Annotated in this window: 13 protein-coding genes and 1 riboswitch; of the genes, 10 read left to right on the forward strand and 3 right to left on the reverse strand. The window is 49.0% G+C overall.

The window, feature by feature from the left end; all coding sequences use genetic code 11:
• The first annotated feature begins 31 nt into the window (after positions 1 to 31).
• Together Q9291_RS10840 and Q9291_RS10845 are read left to right on the forward strand one after the other, a co-directional pair.
• Positions 32 to 2,434: a TonB-dependent siderophore receptor gene (locus Q9291_RS10840; protein ID WP_306390067.1), complete on the forward strand. Its 2,403-nt coding sequence runs from the start codon at positions 32 to 34 to the stop codon at positions 2,432 to 2,434.
• Positions 2,434 to 3,657, forward strand: coding sequence for a PepSY-associated TM helix domain-containing protein (locus Q9291_RS10845; RefSeq protein ID WP_306390068.1), 1,224 nt, complete (start codon positions 2,434 to 2,436; stop codon positions 3,655 to 3,657). Before Q9291_RS10840 ends, Q9291_RS10845 begins: the two co-directional genes overlap by 1 nt.
• Before the next feature lies 1 nt (position 3,658).
• Here the strand turns inward: Q9291_RS10845 and Q9291_RS10850 are convergent, their stop codons facing one another.
• Complete coding sequence (locus tag Q9291_RS10850) at positions 3,659 to 4,936, reverse strand: OmpP1/FadL family transporter (protein WP_306390069.1); 1,278 nt, start codon at positions 4,934 to 4,936, stop codon at positions 3,659 to 3,661.
• Between the two features lie 244 nt (positions 4,937 to 5,180).
• On the opposite strand from Q9291_RS10850, the gene Q9291_RS10855 reads away from it, so the two are divergent.
• The 6 genes from Q9291_RS10855 (at position 5,181) to yfaE (ending at position 13,773) form a co-directional block, all read left to right on the forward strand.
• Positions 5,181 to 5,693, forward strand: coding sequence for a sigma-70 family RNA polymerase sigma factor (locus Q9291_RS10855; protein WP_306390070.1), 513 nt, complete (start codon positions 5,181 to 5,183; stop codon positions 5,691 to 5,693).
• Position 5,694: 1 nt separating this feature from the next.
• The gene (locus Q9291_RS10860; RefSeq protein ID WP_306390071.1) at positions 5,695 to 6,696 is read left to right on the forward strand and encodes a FecR domain-containing protein; all 1,002 of its coding nucleotides are present in this window, start codon (positions 5,695 to 5,697) and stop codon (positions 6,694 to 6,696) included.
• An 89-nt stretch (positions 6,697 to 6,785) separates the two neighbouring features.
• Positions 6,786 to 9,056, forward strand: a complete 2,271-nt coding sequence (locus Q9291_RS10865; RefSeq protein WP_306390072.1) for a TonB-dependent receptor — start codon at positions 6,786 to 6,788, stop codon at positions 9,054 to 9,056.
• A 283-nt stretch (positions 9,057 to 9,339) separates the two neighbouring features.
• Positions 9,340 to 9,561: riboswitch (cobalamin riboswitch) on the forward strand.
• A gap of 168 nt (positions 9,562 to 9,729) precedes the next feature.
• On the forward strand, positions 9,730 to 12,009 hold the full coding sequence (nrdA, locus tag Q9291_RS10870) for a class 1a ribonucleoside-diphosphate reductase subunit alpha (protein WP_306390073.1): 2,280 nt from the start codon (positions 9,730 to 9,732) through the stop codon (positions 12,007 to 12,009).
• Between the two features lie 199 nt (positions 12,010 to 12,208).
• On the forward strand, positions 12,209 to 13,342 hold the full coding sequence (nrdB, locus tag Q9291_RS10875) for a class Ia ribonucleoside-diphosphate reductase subunit beta (protein ID WP_306390074.1): 1,134 nt from the start codon (positions 12,209 to 12,211) through the stop codon (positions 13,340 to 13,342).
• Positions 13,343 to 13,359: 17 nt separating this feature from the next.
• Positions 13,360 to 13,773 carry a class I ribonucleotide reductase maintenance protein YfaE gene (yfaE, locus tag Q9291_RS10880; RefSeq protein ID WP_306390075.1) on the forward strand — a complete coding sequence of 138 codons (414 nt, stop codon included), beginning with the start codon at positions 13,360 to 13,362 and terminating at the stop codon, positions 13,771 to 13,773.
• An 85-nt stretch (positions 13,774 to 13,858) separates the two neighbouring features.
• On the opposite strand, the gene Q9291_RS10885 is transcribed toward yfaE, so the two are convergent.
• Together Q9291_RS10885 and Q9291_RS10890 are read right to left on the reverse strand one after the other, a co-directional pair.
• A complete protein-coding gene (locus Q9291_RS10885; protein ID WP_306390076.1) occupies positions 13,859 to 14,083 on the reverse strand; it encodes a hypothetical protein in 225 nt (74 codons plus the stop codon).
• A gap of 242 nt (positions 14,084 to 14,325) precedes the next feature.
• Positions 14,326 to 14,535 carry a hypothetical protein gene (locus tag Q9291_RS10890; RefSeq protein WP_306390077.1) on the reverse strand — a complete coding sequence of 70 codons (210 nt, stop codon included), beginning with the start codon at positions 14,533 to 14,535 and terminating at the stop codon, positions 14,326 to 14,328.
• Positions 14,536 to 14,854: 319 nt separating this feature from the next.
• Here Q9291_RS10890 and Q9291_RS10895 point away from each other — a divergent pair, with 319 nt between their 5' ends.
• On the forward strand, positions 14,855 to 17,938 hold the full coding sequence (locus tag Q9291_RS10895) for a TrlF family AAA-like ATPase (protein WP_306390078.1): 3,084 nt from the start codon (positions 14,855 to 14,857) through the stop codon (positions 17,936 to 17,938).
• A 114-nt stretch (positions 17,939 to 18,052) separates the two neighbouring features.
• Complete coding sequence (locus tag Q9291_RS10900; protein WP_306390079.1) at positions 18,053 to 18,385, forward strand: hypothetical protein; 333 nt, start codon at positions 18,053 to 18,055, stop codon at positions 18,383 to 18,385.
• Positions 18,386 to 18,484: the final 99 nt, after the last annotated feature.

The raw sequence follows: 18,484 nt of genomic DNA on the forward strand, positions 1-18,484 counted from the left end.
TAACAACATTTATTACGCACTGGAAACAACAATGTCTGTCTTTCACAAACCCTCCTTACTTGCCCTGTTACTGGCAAACCTTGTCGTGACTGCCCACGCAGTAGAACTGAATATTCCCGCACAGCCTCTGGATAAAGCGCTGAACAGCCTGGCGCATCAAACGGGTGAACGCATTATTTTCTCAACTGCGCTCACCGAGCAGAAACAGGCGTCTGCACTCAAAGGCGATTACACCCTCCGCCAGGCGCTCGAAAAATTACTCACTGGCAGCGGGCTGGAACTCAAGCCCATGCAGGGTGGTGGCTATACCCTGGTTAAACACGCTGTGATACCGCATGAAAGTGAGCCGGTACAATTGTCTGAAGTGAGCGTTTCAGGAAGTGTGGAGCAGGAAAGGGCTAATGGCCGCGTAAAAGGGTATGTGGCGAGACGGAATAGCACGGCCACCAAAACTGACAGTGCCATTCTGGAGGCCCCACAGTCTGTGTCGGTGATCACCCGTGATCAAATGACCATGCAGGCAGTGCAGTCGGTAGGTGAAGCCCTGCGATACAGTGCCGGCATTGTGGCCGAGGCCAATGGGCCGGATCCACGCGCTGACACGATAGGCATGCGTGGATTCAGTATTGGTCGTGACCAGTTCAGGGATGGTTTGCGTAACTATGCCTTTAACAATCAGGGCGGCACGGTGGTAGAGCCTTTCGGCCTGGAGCGTGTGGAAGTGCTGCGCGGGCCATCCTCGATTCTGTACGGACAGGGTGCGCCGGGCGGCCTGGTCAACCTGGTCAGCAAGCGGCCAACCGATGCGCCGCTGCATGAAGTGGGCATTACGCTGGGACAGTACGACCGTAAACAGATCCATCTGGATATGAGTGATTTACTTTCGGATGACGGAGCTTGGTCTTATCGCGTTGTCGGCTTGATTCAGGACAGTGATACACAAATTGACCATGTCAAAGATGATCGTATTTATATTGCCCCGTCGCTGACATGGCGGCCCAGTGAGTTTACGACACTGACCTTGTTAACAGACTACCAGAAAAATGACCGGGGTCAGGGGTATCAGGCGTGGCCGCGTATAGGCACCCTGGAGAACAGTCAGTTTGGCAAGGTCTCCAGCAGCCGCTTTCTGGGCGAGCCAGGGCTGGATAAATACGAGCAGGAACGTTATGCAGTGGGATACCAGTTTGAGCATATTTTCAATAATACGTTTACTTTCCGACAGAATTTGCGCTATCAGCGCATGACGACCGATGCCATTTCTACCTATTTGCGTGCTTTGCAAGCTGATCAGCGGACAATTACCCGTGAGACGGGTGGCAACGAGGATGCGGTGGATAATCTGGTGGTGGATAGTCATTTGCAGGCCAAGTGGGCGCATGGCGCATTTGAGCACACCGTGCTGGCTGGCATGGATAGCCAGCGCCTGAACAATGACCAGCGACGTACTTTTGCGCTGGCTGGTACCCTGGATATTTATGCGCCTGTCTATGGCGTGACCGCGATTAATCCTGTGGAGAGTGCCAATATTGAACAGCACCAGCGTCAGACGGGGGCATACCTGCAAGACCAGATCAAATATGATGGCAAGTGGGTGGCCACAGTCGGCGGGCGCAAAGACTGGACGCGCATGGAGACCGATAATCTGCGCACACCTTCAGCTTCTTCATCGCAAAAGGACGAAGCCGAGACCTGGCGTACCGGACTGGTTTACCTGGCCGAGAATGGCTTGGCACCTTATGCGAGCTATACCGAATCTTTTCTACCCGTGATTGGCACCAGTTTTGGTGGCGCGGCTTTCAAACCGGAAACTGGCGAACAGTATGAACTCGGCTTGCGTTATCAGCCTAAAGACAGCCAGAGCCTGTTTAGCTTGGCGCTGTTTGATTTGCGTCGGCAAAATGTCACTACCCTGGATGTACAAAACCCAACTTTCCAGATACAGCAGGGGGAGGTGCGTTCTCGTGGGGTAGAGCTGGAAATGAAAACGCAGTTTGATGCATGGTCACTGATTGGCAGCTATGCCTATACAGATCCCGAGATCACCAAAAGTAATAACAGGAATGCGCAAGGCGTGGGTTTCCAGGGTAAGGATCCCAACCATGTGGCAAGGAACACGGCAGCATTGTGGGCAGACTACCACTTGCCCTCAACGCTGATCGAGGGCATGACCATCGGCGGCGGTGTTCGTTACATTGGCACCCGTTATGGTGATGACGCCAACACCATCAAATTACCCTCTTACACCCTCGTTGACCTGGCCTTGCGCTATCAGCTTGTTGGCCTTGGGCAACACTTTAAAGGGTGGCAATTGGCACTCAATGCCAGCAACCTGTTTGATAAAGAGTATGTGGCGACCTGTGGTTACTATGGCGACGGCTGCCGCTGGGGGTTTCGCAGGAACGTCATGGCTAACCTGACTTATCGCTGGTAATGCGTCATTATCTGGTACTGTGGCATCGCTGGGTGGGGCTGGCGATGGCTGCTTTTCTGATTCTGGCCGGGGCTTCTGGCGCTGTCATTGCCTTTGAAGATGAGATTGATGGCTGGCTAAACCCCAGGTTGCTTCGGCCAGCATGGCAATCCGGGCTGCCTGCCATGGATGCTTATCGCCTGCAGCAAAAAATACAACAACAACTGCCTGCAGGCTTGCTTATGGATGAGCTGGCCTTCAGGGTGCAGCCGGGGCATGCTCTCGCTTTCAGACTCATACCCGCCTCTGGTCAGTCGCCCAAGGTTGACGAACTGCTGGTAGATCCACAAACTGGATCTGCGCTTGGCATGCGATTGCGTGGGGAGAGCCTCTTGCAACGCGAAACCGTGATTGGGTTTATTTATAGGCTACATTACGCCCTGGCGTTGCCCGGTATTGCCGGGCATTTAATCATGGGCATCGTGGCATTGTTGTGGACCCTGGATACCTTTGTCGCCTTCTGGCTGACCTTGCCCAGAGCTGGCGGCAAGTCAAACACAGGCTTTTTCAAGCGCTGGCAGCCTGCGTGGCTGGTTAAATGGCGGGCCAGCGCAACACGCATCAATTTTGATCTGCATCGCGCAGTCGGTTTATGGGTATGCTCGGTATTGCTGGTGTTTGCCTGGTCCAGTGTCATGTTTAACCTGCGTGACCAGGTGTATCTGCCGGTGATGTCCAAACTATTCTCTTTTGACTTGTCCTGGCGCAGTGCACCCCGGCTGCCTGCGCCGCTCAGTGTACTGCCCCAGCCTTGGCCAGAAGCCCACCGGATGGCCCGTCAGGCCATGCAGCACTTTGCAAAAAGCCATCACTTGCGTATTGATTTCGAAGACAGGCTACGCCTTGATCGCCAGCGAGGCCTCTACATGTATTCCGTGCATAGTTCAGCTGACTTGCGTAAAGACAAGGGCAACACGGCAATTTTGATTGATGCGCACAGCGGGGAACTCAAAGGCTGGTGGTTACCTACACAGGGTGAGGCCGGCAATACTTTCAGTAACTGGCTGGGCGCCTTGCACATGGGCCATGTGTTTGGTTTGCCATATCGAATATTCATCTGTTTGACCGGTCTGTCACTCGTCGCCATTTCCGTCACAGGGGTGCTGATCTGGAGCAGAAAACGTACAGGAAAAATGCAGCTAAAGCCTATCAGTCGTAAAGCCGTACATCAGGGGTCCAAGTAACTTACCAGCGGCGGCTCAGCATAAAGTGTAGGAAAAATGCCTCATTGCGGATTTCTGATTCCCCAAACAATTGGTTGTCGTAGTTGACTTTTACCGGCAGCATCCACTCCACGCCGCCGGTCGCCAGCCAGTGCTGGTCTATCTTGCGCGCCGCACCAAAAGTCAGGTGATGCTCGAGTATGCCTGCCAGTAGTGGGCTGGAATTCTGGCGCGGAATCGGGTTTTTGCCGTAGTTATGGCCCGCATAGAGTGTGGTGATGTCGTTCCACTTATAGGCAACGCCGGTCGCCACTACCCACTGATTTTTCCAGTCAGCAGGGTTAGTTGAGCCATACACAGCGGGTGCGGCGGCATTGTCAGGTTTTGTGGCACGCAGTTTTACGTCATTGATCGCATCATCCCAATTGAGCCAATTGAGCTTGAATGAGAGCAGCCAGGCATCTGTGGGTTTGAATGCCAAGCCTACAGCCACCTCACGTGGCAAGGCAAAGCCTTTCACTGAGGCGTCGGCATATTTCACCTTGCCCAGTCCACGCTCGGTGTAATCAGCGACCAGGGTGCCGCCAGTCATGGGTAACTCAGTTTTTTCGGTGTAGGCGGCGGCCAGTGTCAGCGACGGCGTCACCCGATATTGCATGCCGAGCTTGAAACCGGTACGTATTGCGGAGGCGTCTTCAAGTTTGTAGCCATTAAAACTTGCGCCACCGCCCAAGTTGACAGATGTGTTGGAGAAAAAGTCTTGTTCTATACTGCCATACACAAGATTCAGGCTGGCACCTAATGAAAGCTTTTCGTTCACCTGGCAACCGATACCCGGAATAATCTTGGCGATGCCAAACAGCGAAGACAAGTCATCACGATTGCCAAACGGTGTCCGCAAGTTTTCGAATACGCCACCGGCGCCGCCTTGTGCGAACAGGCCGATACCGACTGTACAATCCGTATTCTCCAGTGGCCGCGCATAACCGCCGCCGCCAAGCGCTGTATAGCGGTTTGATGCATGTTCTTCGTTCCGTGGGTCCTTGTGTACCAAGTCTGTCGTGCGCAACACTGAGCCAAATATATCGAGTAGTGGTGCCTTGGTTTGTGCCAACCCGGCCGGGTTGGTATTCAGTGCGCTGGTATCGCGCGCTACCGCCACGTCGGCACCACCCATGAGCGTTGATTCCGCACCGAAACCAATCAGGTTGATGCCATTGGTGGCGTATACAGCACTCGTGGTGCCCGCTAAGGCGAGCGCGGTGGCAAAGTGTATGCTGAAAAGGCGGGTAGAAATCATTGCGGCATGAACTATTATTTATAGCGCATAGTTTCGCACAGTCTGGCCACATTGTGTCGTGATAATAAAGGGGAAGTTGCGTGCTATTTATTCTTAAGGAAGATAAGCGAGGCGCACCATACATTCAGCATCAGCGGTGATGCATGCGTCATTGTCAGTACCTTTCTCACACTATGAAGACAGCATATTAAAAAAATGCTCACCCGTGTTAAAATGAGAATTATTATCATTTACAGTGATCAGCATGTTGGCGAAAGAGTTTTTAGGGCAGCAGACCGTTGAAAGTATTTATATGGATCATCATCGGTGGTTAAAGACCTGGCTGCGAGGCAAGCTTGGCTGCAGTGAGCAGGCCGCCGATCTGGCGCAGGATACTTTCTTGCGTATGATGCATGGCAAGCGTAATGTGCATACACTGGAACAACCTCGCGCTTACCTGACACAGATTGCCAAGCACTTGCTGATAGATCACTGGCGCCGCCAAGAAGTTGAGCGTGCGTGGCAGGAGACGTTGGCTGTAACGCCCCAGTCTTTCGTTGCCTCTCCCGAAGAGCGTTCTTTAATTCTGGAAGCGCTGATCCGCATTGATCAATTGCTGGATCGCTTGAAGCCCAAAGTACGCGAAGCTTTTCTGTTGTCTCAGCTGGATGGCCTCGGTTACCGCGAGATTGGTGAGCGGTTGGGTGTCGGCGAGCGCATGGTGAAAAAATACATGGCACAGGCCATGCTGGCTTGTCTCATCAATGAGGGTAAATGAGATGCGCGCTGACCACATGGAAGAGCAGCGGGTGTTAAGCCAAGCCGCAGAATGGTTTGCGCGTTTGCAGGATCAGGCCGCGCAGCCAGAGGATTACGCTGGTTTGCAAGCCTGGCTGGCGGCAGATCCGGCACATGCGCGTGTCTGGCAACGTGTTGAAGCCATCAGTCAGCCTTTTAAACAGCTTGCAACCGCGGTGCCCGCAGCCAATGCGAGGGCTACCTTGAAACAGGTGCATTCCATTGAGCGTCGACGCACCTTGCGCCGTTTGGGTCTGGGTGTCACTGTCCTTGCCAGTGGCTTGCTCATGCGCCAGGCCTTGCCTTGGCGTGGCTGGCTCAATACCTATGCGATTGCCCATGCCGGTTACCGCACGCAGGTTGGTGAGCGCAAGCAGTGGCGCCTGCCAGAAGGGACGTTGCTGGCATTGAATACCGCCACCGCCGTCGATGTGTACTATGACCAGCATCTGCGACGCATTGTGTTGCATCAAGGCGAAATCCTGGTCACCACGGCGCATGATCCACAGCGCCCGTCCAGGCCATTGGTCGTCGAGACGCTGCATGCCCGATTGACCGCACTCGGCACACGCTTTACGGTACGCGGCGATCTGCAAGGCGGGCACGTGGCCGTGTTTGAAGGGGCCGTTCGCATTAGCCCGCATGATGCTGCCAGTGTGGAGATCCTGGCAGGGCAGCAGGCGAGGTTTACGCAGAGTGGTGTCATTGCCGATGGCCGTGCTGACCTCGCGCGTGAAGCCTGGTCACGCGGGCAACTCGTCGCGGACAATCTGCCGTTAGCCAATTTTATTGCCGAGTTGAATCGGTATACCAGTGTCACTATCCGCGTGCAGCCCGCGGTGGCAAACTTGCGGCTGGTCGGGGTGTATCCTCTCAATTATCCCCAGCAAGACATCCCCTTGATCCTGGCTGCCGTCGAAAACGTATTGCCAGTACGCATCCATCAGGATGCGGCTGGTGGTCTGGCGATCGCCGCACGATAAACAATTTCCCTGGCAGAGTTCCCTTTTTTGAAGTTCATCCGGCATACCAGTTGAAACGCTTTTAATACTCAACTTTGGAGCCCGATCTCATGCCGTATCCTGTTTCATTTCGCCCCCACCTGCTCACGCTGGCAGTTCGCACTGCAATGCTGTTGCCTGTCACGCTGCTGAATCCATTTGCGTCCGTCGCATGGGCACAAGCTGTAGAAACCACGCAAATGTTTGATATTGCTGCCGGGCCGCTTTCAACTGCCTTGACGCAGGTCGCGGCACAAACCGGCATTAGCCTCAGCGCAAATGCCGCGTTGATTGGCGATAAAAAAACCACAGCCCTCAAAGGCCGCTACAGCGCACAGCAGGCCTTGCAAAACTTGTTGCTTAACAGTGGCCTGGCCTTGAAGCGAACCGGTGACACACATTTTACGGTGGTACTGGCAAGCAAAGAACCAGTTCCCCAGCCACTCTCTCAACAGGCAGAAACACTGCCTGAAGTGGCGGTATCTGCCAAGGTTGATCAATCTGTGCCTGTTAAGGAGCCTGTCACCATACTGATTGATGAAGCAGCCCTTGCGCGTAATAACCCGAGTGACGTACGCGGTATATTTAACGGGCAGCCCTCGGTCAAAGTTGGCGGTTCTACGCCCATGTCGCAAAAAGTCTATGTGAACGGGATTGAGGAAACCAATCTGGCGGTCACCATCGACGGCAGTCGTCAAAACAATAAAGTCTTTCATCATAACGGAACCACATTGATCGATCCATTATTTATGAAGGCAGTGAGAGTCAATGCTGGCGTGGCACCCGCGGATGCAGGCGCTGGTGCCATTGCAGGTTCGATTGCCTACGAAACCAAAAACGCGCGTGACTTTCTCACTTCGCCTGGCAAGGGCGCTTATATCCGCTCCAGTTTTAATACCAATGGCGATGTTTTCAGCCAAACCCTGGCTGGATATGCTGCTTCTGAACAACTGGATGGATTAGCCTATTTAACCGTCGCCAATGGCAACAGATTTGAAGCGGGCAATGGCGACAAAGTCGATGGGACGGGCACCGACCTTGTCAGCGGTTTCTTTAAATTAGGCGCCGAAGCAGAAGATGGCCACAGATTACAATTAAGTCATGAGCGGGTGCGTGACGATGCAGTACGTCCTTTCCGCGGCAATATCGGGTTTATTTCAGGCCGCCCGGCATGGGAGCCACGTGTGCGTGACTATGAGATGACCCGTGACAATACTGTTCTGCGGTATACGCAAGTGAACCCTGACCACTGGTGGAATCCAACGGCAGTGCTAGCCTATAGCAAGACTGAAATCACTGTGCCTATTTTTACTGCCGGAGGGACCGTGATTTATCCGGGCACAGGAGAAACCAGCAGCTTTAACGGAAAGTTTGAAAACCGTTTTCCCATCAATATAGGTAGCATTACGGCAGGTGTCGATTTCTATCGTGACAAAGCAGATTACAAGGATCGCACTTTCCAGGCTGAAGAGAAAGCAAACAACCGAGGTGTTTATGTCCAGGCAAGAATCAATCCCTGGCAAGCTTTGCACCTTTCCGCGGGTATTCGTAACGACCACCATGAGCTCACGGGTACTCAAGGCAGCAGTTGGTCACATTCCGGGCTCAGTTCCAATATCTCGGGTGAGTTGGCTGTGGTGCCTGAGTTGCTTACGGTGAAAGCAGGGTATTCGGAGGTATTTAGCGGTAGCCAGATGGCAGAAAACTTTATCATGAACACGGCATGGAACTACGGGCGTGGTCCAAAAGCCACCAAAGCAGATAACTATTTCTTGGGTTTGCAAAGCCGTTTTTATGGATTTACGGCCGATGCCAAGGTGTTTGAAACGCAAATAGACAACGCCCGTGCGGCCCGGTTTGCTGCCAACAGTGGCGTATTGGCCAGAGATGTGCGCACACGTGGATATGAACTGGGTCTGGCCTACCAGTGGGAACAGAGCTTTGCCCGTGCAAGACTGGCAGACATCGATGTCACCATTGACGGTACGCCTACCGACAGCGATACCGGTAATTACCTTGCAACCCCGGTTGGCGAGATTTTATACGTGACCGTGGGGCATCATTTTCCGTCTGTTAACGTGACCGTCGGTGGCGATGCAGAGTTTGCGCAAAAGTACAATAAAGTCAGTGCGGGGACATTATCGTTCCCTTCGTATGAAGTGTTTAATCTCTATGCCGAATATCAACCTCAGTGGGCAGTCAAAACCAAGTGGCGCGTGGATGTGCGTAATTTGTTTGATGATACCTACGCGGACCGTGCCACCTATCAAGGTTTTGGGACCGTTACGCCACTTTATCAGCCAGGACGTAGCGTGCTGTTCAGCGTAGCTGCCACTTTTTAGTCGGCTGAAACCATAGATCGCTTAATCATCAAGTGACAAGATAATGCATGTGAGAGTGCAGGCTGACCTTGTGGGGAGGGCCTGCACTAAACACCATACAACCTAGTCATTTTCAAAAATATGCTCCATGTATTTGCTTTAAAAATGCCATGTGTGCAAGCCTGTTTGTCCGCTGCAAAATCCTTAAAAAATATTCCCCAATAAAAACAACCAGTTGCCCGTTGTCAATCAAAATAAATCAATATATTGTGTTTTGTTCAATTGAAAAACCATAGATATTGTTTTATAGTCGCACTCATACGGTATACGGGTTTTATCCAAAACCGGTATTTAAAAGGGAATCTGGTGCGTGCATCCTCTCAAGGGTCATCAAGCCAGAGCTGCCCCCGCAACTGTGATCAGCGAGTTGCTGGCGACTGCACAAGCCACTGAAGAAATTCGGGAAGGCGAACGCCAGTGATCATGACCTGAAAGCCAGGAGACCTACCGTGCTTTTTTCTTGTTAACGTTTGAGGCGGGGTGTCCTCGGCAGATGCATTTTTCAAGACGCTATGGATTGACGTCCTGGGCTTCGCCACCATTGTGGTGAAGAGTGGCCGGATGTGCTGGCATTGCCTTGAGTGAATATGCTTTGCCCACGATGCAGAACCGCTTCCAGTACTGGGAGACACTCATGTCACAATACGAATCCATGCAGGCCACGAAAAGAGATGGCCGCAAGGAACCCATCAATCTTGATAAAATCCATCGCGTGATTGATTGGGCATCACAAGGCCTCAATAATGTGTCCGTCTCCCAGGTGGAGTTGCGTTCGCACATCCAGTTTTACGATGGCATCCGCACCGATGCTATCCATGAAACCATCATCAAATCTGCTGCTGACCTGATTTCTGAAGAAACCCCGGATTACCAGTATCTGGCGGCACGTCTGTCTATTTTTCACCTGCGCAAAATCGCGTATGGCCAGTTTGAGCCACCGCATCTGTTTGACCATGTCACTGGCCTGACTGAACTCGGTAAATATGACCAGCACCTGCTGCGTGATTACACACGTGAAGAATTCGATGTATTGAATGGCTATATTGATCACTGGCGCGATATGAACTTCTCATACGCGGCGGTCAAGCAGCTTGAGGGTAAATACCTGGTACAAAACCGCGTCACCAAAAAAATCTACGAGAGCCCGCAGTTTTTGTACATTCTGGTGGCCATGAGCCTGTTTGCCAACTATAAAGGCCAGGCGCGCCTCGATTACATCAAGCGTTTTTACGATGCGGTGTCTACCTTCAAGATCTCGCTGCCAACGCCTATCATGGCGGGTGTGCGTACGCCGACGCGCCAGTTCAGCTCCTGCGTGCTGATTGAATGTGATGACAGCCTGGACAGCATCAATGCGACCACCAGCGCGATTGTGAAGTACGTCTCGCAACGCGCCGGCATCGGCGTCAACGCCGGCCGCATCCGCGCACTGGGCAGCGAGATCCGTGGCGGCGAAGCGCAACATACCGGCTGCCTGCCGTTCTACAAACTGTTCCAGTCTGCGGTGAAATCCTGCTCGCAGGGCGGGGTGCGCGGCGGAGCTGCCACCTTGTTCTATCCGCTGTGGCATCTGGAAGTCGAGTCATTACTGGTGCTGAAAAACAACCGCGGTGTGGAAGAAAACCGTGTGCGCCATCTCGATTACGGCGTGCAGATCAACCGCCTGATGTATCAACGCCTGATCAAGGGCCAGAACATCACCTTGTTCTCGCCCCATGACGTGCCCGGCTTGTATGACGCCTTCTTTGCCGACCAGGATGCCTTTGAGCGCCTGTACACCCAATATGAGGCGGATGACAGCATCCGCAAACGCACGATATCTGCTGTCGATTTGTTCTCGCTCATGATGCAGGAACGGGCCGGGACTGGCCGTATTTACATTCAGAACGTGGACCACTGCAACACGCATAGCCCATTCGACCCAGCTGTCGCCCCGGTGCGCCAGTCCAACCTGTGCATGGAAATTGCGCTGCCGACCAAACCACTGAACGACATCAACGATGCTGAAGGTGAAATTGCGCTGTGTACCTTGTCCGCCTTTAACCTGGGGGCATTGGAGTCGCTGGACGAACTCGAAGGCCTGGCCGAACTGGTGGTGCGCGCACTGGATGCGCTGCTGGAATATCAGGATTATCCGGTGAAAGCCGCACGCAATGCCACCAACAAGCGCCGCTCACTGGGCGTTGGCGTGATCAATTATGCTTATTACCTGGCAAAAAATGGCACTAATTACACCAGTGACACTGCGCTGGGCTTGACCCACCGGACATTTGAAGCGATTCAGTATTACCTGCTCAAAGCCTCCGTCCAGTTATCCCGCGAGTTTGGCCCATGCCAGGCGTTTAACGAAACCACTTACGCCAAAGGCATTTTGCCAATTGATAGTTACAAAAAAGACCTCGACGCCGTGTGCAACGAACCATTGCTGCTCGACTGGGAAAGCCTGCGCGCCGAGATCCAGAAAGATGGCCTGCGTAACTCCACCCTGACTGCGCTGATGCCTTCCGAGACTTCCAGCCAGATCGCCAACGCCACCAACGGTATCGAGCCACCGCGTGGCCTGGTGTCGGTCAAGCAGTCTAAGGATGGTATTTTGCGTCAGGTGGTGCCAGAGATTGAGCGTCTGCGTGACCAGTATCAGTTGCTGTGGAAAATGCCGAACAATGATGGCTACCTGAAGCTGGTCGGTGTGATGCAGAAGTTTGTCGATCAATCCATTTCTGCCAATACCAACTACGACCCCACCCGTTTTGAAGGGGGCCGTGTACCCATGAAGCAGTTGTTGAAGGATTTGCTCCAAGTGTACAAGCTGGGCATCAAAACGCTCTACTATCACAACACCCGTGACGGTGCGACCGAAGGTGGAATGGAAGCAGAAGATGATGGGTGTGCGAGTGGAGCCTGCAAGATTTAAATAAGCATTGACTCAGTGGCTGCGCGGCGTTGTGCGGTGCGCGAAATCCTCATGTACTCTCGTGTACATTCCGGTTTCTGTGCTCCGTACGCCTTGCACTTTATCCCGCTCGCTCACTGATTTAACGCTTATTGCAGTGGGGTAATCAGTACAATTTAAAAACAGTTTGAGAATTCATACTTAAACATTAGGAACACAGATGGCCTACAGCATCTTTACCAAAACAGACAACGATCAAATGAAAGAACCGATGTTCTTCGGTCAGCCCGTCAATGTGGCGCGTTATGACCAGCAGAAATATCCGGTATTCGAGAAGCTGATCGAGAAACAACTCTCCTTCTTCTGGCGTCCCGAAGAAGTCGATGTGTCGCAAGACCGTGCCGATTACCAGAACCTGCCAGAGCATGAAAAGCATATTTTCATCAGTAACCTGAAATACCAGACGCTGCTGGATTCTATTCAGGGCCGCAGCCCTAATGTGGCCTTGTTGCCACTGGTGTCGCTGCCTGAGCTGGAAACATGGATTGAGACCTGGGCGTTTTCCGAGACCATACACTCGCGTTCATACACCCACATCATCCGCAACATCGTCAATGATCCCTCCGTCATGTTTGACGACATTGTGCGCAATGAAAACATCACCGCGCGCGCCTCGGATATCGCCCATTATTACGATGAATTGATCCAGCAGACCATGCTGTATTCGCAACTGGGTGAGGGCAATCACGTCATCAATGGCGAAACCAAGGTGGTCAACAGGCGTGCACTCAAAAAATTGCTGTACCGCTGCCTGATGAGTGTGAATATTCTGGAAGCGATTCGCTTTTATGTCAGTTTTGCCTGCTCATTCGCCTTTGCCGAGCGCAAGGTGATGGAAGGCAACGCCAAGATCATCCGCCTGATTGCGCGCGATGAAGCCCTGCACCTCACCGGCACCCAGCACATGCTGAATATCATGCGTTCCGGGCAGGATGATGCCGAGTTTGCCGAGATTGCTGCCGAGCTGCACAATGAATGTTTCGAAATGTTCAAAACCGCCGCCGAGCAGGAAAAAAAATGGGCAGAGTACTTGTTTAAAGATGGCTCCATGATAGGCCTCAATAAAGATATCCTGTGCCAATATGTTGAATACATCACCAATAGCCGTATGGCGTCAGTCGGCCTGCCAGCCGCTTTCCCCAATGCCAAAAGCAACCCGATTCCATGGATCAACACCTGGCTGGCCTCCGACACCGTGCAAGTGGCGCCGCAAGAAGTAGAACTCAGTTCCTATCTGATTGGTCAGATTGATTCGGAGATGTCGGCCGACGATTTGAATGACTTTGAGTTATAACCAGATAATCTAAACCAGTGATCAGCATCCGCAGTCAGCACAGCCGCTTCAGTTTGCTCCCGCATGAAACCCTGCTCGAAGGTCTGGAACGTACCGGGCATGAAGTGGAGTATCAGTGCCGGGGCGGCTATTGTGGCGCATGCAGGGTGCGCATGCTCGATGGCGAGGTCGAATATCTCGAACAGCCGCTGGCCTTTATCGCCGCCGATGAAATTCTGCCGTGCTGCTGCGTGCCAAAGTCAGACATCCGCCTCGATTGCGAACTCCGCTTTGAGTTACAAAGCGCGCAGATGCAGGACGAATTATTTCCGGCGCAGCAATCACTGTTTGATGAGGCTTTGTTTGCCCCGGCGCATATGCCGGTAAAAAAAACGCCCAGAAGGCGTGTTGGCAAAACCTCTATACAGGCAAGCAATCTCTCGTTGTTTTAGAGGTTGGCAAGCGTAAATAATAAAGGCGCCTCAATCAGGCGCCTTTTTAAATCAACCAGGTTTTAAATCTTGTGTAAGCCATGCCTCATGCATTGCTGACCACAATCGCATCCAGCACATCTTCAAAATTGGCACTTGCTGTTTTAGGATTTTCAACCAGTTCACAACTGATCACCTCACAACGCCGATACATCTGCCGAATTTTCTCGTCCGCTTCAAGGCGCGTTTTGCCATAAACCTGCAAATTTTTCACAATCACGCCATTGGCACTACGTATTACAAACAGATATTTTCCTGGTGCTTGTCCCATTTTAATAACTCCACCCTAAGTGTTTTTGGCTTATTTATATACTCTATGCCTAGCATTTATCATACCAATATCACTGCCTGCCATGTCAGATAAAAATATGTTTTCCAATGTAATTCAATGCTTTAGGCACTTATTTTGACAAAATGCTGACACTTTTTGCCAGTGAATATGTAGTTTCATATATTCATAAGGAAAAAGGCGTTTAATAAAGCGCCTTGGTATCTAGCCGTGTTGGATTGCATTTAGGGGCGCACCCATTGCATTTTTAAATGTGGCACACGTGTCCTGATGTCCTGTATCGGGTTGCAACTGATGATCTCGCATCGCATATACATTTGCTGGATCTTCTTGTCAGCCTCGCTGCGTGTCTTACCGTACACCTGCAAATTTTCCACAATCACGCCGTTAGCACTGCGTATCGTGTATAAAAACTTTCCTGGAAGATTCATCATTCAATGTCACCCCGGTGATTATTGGTGTAAAAGCACACCATATTTATATTCATATATCGCTACCATATCAAAGAACTTTAGGGATGTATAGGTTGTAAAGATGATTTTTTTATAGTTAATTCAACAATTTAAAGGGGTTTTTGCATAAAACGCATCTGATCTACGTTCTAAGTGACCTAAATTTTTGCCTAACAAAAAATTCGAAAGATTTTTAATTTGTTGAAATTTGGTTATATTGATGATCAGTTAACAAGAAATATGAATATTAATTAATTTTAAAATCAAGTTGGGTTTGTTTAATGCATTAAGGGGAGAGTCAATGTCTAAGCCAGAGTTGGGATCTACTTGGAAAAAGTGGGATTTACATGTTCATACACCTGAATCGTTTTATCACAATTATCCAGGTACAAATGATGACGCATGGGAAGCATTCATTAGTGACTTAGAGAGACTGCCCAGTGAGTTTAAAGTTATTGGTATAAATGATTATGTTTTAGTAGATGGTTATGAAAAAGTATTAAATGCTAAGAACAACCAGAATCGGTTAAAAAATATTGACTTAATTCTCCCTGTTATTGAATTAAGGTTGGATAAGTTTGGTGGAGTAATTCATGGGGACAAGGATCATCCAGGTTCAAGCTGGAGCCGAATTAATATTCACGTGATTTTTGATCAAGTTCCCCCAGAATTTATAAGACAACAATTTCTTTCTGCAATTTCTCCTAGCTATAAGCTACTCCCTGGTTCCAACGGCACTGGTAAATGGAATAGCGTCATATCTAGGCAAAGTATTGAAGGTCTTGGTAATGCCATTATTCAGTCAGTTCCGGAAGATAAGAGAGCTCAATATGGCAGCGCTTTAATGGAGGGTTTTAATAATTTAAATGTGAGTGCTGATGGGCTACAGCAAGCATTAAAGAACGAAGTTCTTGCTGGGAAATATATTGTAGCAATTGGAAAGACTGAATGGGAAAATCTCAAGTGGGATGATCATACAATTGCTGAAAAGAAGACTTTAATAAATAGCGCAAATCTAGTTTTCACTGCAGCACAGTCTCCAGATGATTATATAAAAGCAAAAAAAGCGCTCGAGAAATCTACAGTTAACTCCAAACTGCTCGATTGTTCTGATGCTCATTGGTTGAGTTCAGCGGCAGATAAAGATCGCATTGGGAATTGTTTTACTTGGATTAAAGCGGATTGCACTTTCGAAGGGCTATTACAGTCCATTGAAGAGTTTGATGACAGAGTTTACGTCGGAGATAAACCTCCAAAACTTTCTTTAGTTGACTTAAATAAAACAAAATTTATAAATTCTGTTTCAGTCAAAAAGAAAGTTGGTTCCCCTTTATCTGAAAGTTGGTTTGATTTAAATATCCCATTAAATCCAGACCTCGTGGCAATTATCGGCAATAAAGGTAGCGGGAAAAGTGCTTTAGCAGACATTATTGCTTTAATAGGCTCAACTAAGAATCACTCAAGTTTTTCATTTCTAAATCCACAACGTTTTCGAAGTCCAAAATCAAATCCTGCAAGATATTTCTCAGGATCTCTTATATGGAGCGATGGAACGTCATCAAGTAGGGATTTAGACCAGAATCCTGATTCGAGTGATGTAGAGAGAGTTAAGTATCTTCCTCAAAGCTATTTAGAGACTTTATGCAATGAGTTAGGAGACAAAGGATCCGATACTTTTGACTCCGAACTTAGAAAAATTATTTACTCCCATGTTTCTGAAGAAGATAAGTTGGGAAAGACCTCAATGGATGAATTGCTTGATTTCAAGGTAGCAGAGATAAATCAAGCAAGACTGGATAAGAAAAAAGAGTTATCAAAAATCAATTCAGAAATTCTTGACGTTGAAAGACGAATGGACCCTCAGTTCAAGCGTGGTTTAGAAGCTCAACGCCTTACAAAAGTATCAGAACTCGCAGCTCTCGAGGCTGCTAAGCCAGGCCCTGTTGAAGACCCAAACACTTCAGCAGAGGCACAAGAGGAGTCCCACCAAGCAGGACAAGACATACTTAGGCAAGAAGCGAAGCTTCACGAAATTGAGTCAGAGGCCGAAGAATTAAAAGATCGAAAAACATTAGCACTTAAGAAACAAGCCGTTGCTAGAAAAATAATTCAAGCATTAACCAACCAATTTAAACAACATGAGATTTTCTTAGGGGAGTTACAAGGCTTAATACAAGAGTTAGGGGAGGAGTTTTCCGCAGATGATTTTATTTCGCTAAAAATTAACCAAGAGCCTGCAAATAATCTTTTATTAGCGATGCATGATGAAATCACAAATATTGATAATAAATTGCAAGGTCAAGAAGCCGATAGTATTACTAATCGTAGGCTTGGCGTCATAGCTGAAGTAGAAAGTATTAAAAGTAAACTTGATGAACGGCAACGCTTGTATGTTGTTTATAGAGAGAGTTTGGTGGCTTGGGAGCGTCAGAAAAATGATATAACTGGATCGAAAGATAGACCCGGGACTATCCAATGGCTTGACGCTGAAATAGTTTCCTTAGGTGAGTTGCCAAATCGTCTTGCTAGTCTGAAAAGTGAGCGTGCTAATCATACCCGAGATATTCATGGTCACATTAAACAAATGGTTGATGAGTATCAGCGCTTGTATGGAGCTGTGCAAGAGTTTGTTCAGTCTGCTCAAAAGAAAGATATGCAACTGCCTCTGGAATTTCTCGTTCGGATTGAAGAAACCACCTTTCAAGACCAGTTTTTAAATCGTATCAACCGACAAGTTAGAGGGTCATTTTCCGGTATTGAGGAGAGCGCTTTACTGTTACGTAATAAGATACATGAGTCGCAATTTGATACTGCTGAAAGTACGATGAATTTCGTAAGTATGATCGATGATATGTTACATGTTGATTATCGCGAAGGAGTTGCAGTTCGTGAAACTAAGCTTATCGATCAACTAAGGAAAGGAGGCGATCCGCAGGAGTTGTTGGATTATATTTTTGGCTTGGATTATCTTTCTCCTCGCTACTCTTTAACTTATGACGGCCAAGAAATAGGACAGTTATCTCCAGGCGAGCGTGGGTTACTATTACTCGTTTTCTATTTGCTTGTAGATAAAGAAGATATTCCAATAGTTATCGATCAACCAGAGGAAAATCTCGACAACCAAACTATCTTTAGAGTACTCGTAAAATGCATTAAGGAAGCTAAGGATAGGCGTCAAGTTATCATGGTGACGCACAATCCAAATCTAGCAGTTGTATGCGATGCTGAGCAAATAATTTTTGCGTCTTGCAATAAGCTCGAGGGTAAATTTGAATATGAATCTGGTGCTATTGAGCGCGAAGAAATTAAAAATAAAGTAGTAGAAATACTAGAAGGAACAGAGCCAGCATTTAAAAACAGACAATCAAAATATAGATTGCATTAACAAAAAAAGAATTAATTGCTATTAGATGTAGCTCGTAAGCCCTATTTTCGAGCAGTAAGTTTTTGATAGTATCCTTTTTTGAAATTGCCACTTCTGGAGAACTAAGGGAATAGAATGGTTAATGATGGTTTGTCATGGATTTTTCAACTGATAGCAGCTGGTGGTGGCGGTGCTGTAATATCGTTTTTACTATTTCAGTATTTAGGTAAAAGTTGGCTAGATACAAAATTTGCTGAGAGACTGGCTGCTTTAAAACATCAACATAACCTAGAAGTTACTAGACTTAGAGTTGAAATTGACTCAATGCTGAATGGGGCGTTGACGATGCAGAAAAAAGAGTTCGAATTATTGCCAATGGCATGGGGCTTGTTTGAAAAAGCTTATAGTCAGATTGAGTATGTCACATCACCATTTCAAACCTATGCTGACAGAGGTGGCCCCGTTTAGTTGGACAGAATCTTTGAAGTTTTAAGTGAAATATCTTGCGATTCTGTTTAAGCTGCCTTGGGTGTTGCGGGCAGGTGTTTAAAGTAAAACTCATCCGGC

Source organism: Methylophilus aquaticus (assembly GCF_030769565.1).
In the GTDB taxonomy this organism is placed as follows: Bacteria; Pseudomonadota; Gammaproteobacteria; order Burkholderiales; family Methylophilaceae; genus Methylophilus; species Methylophilus aquaticus.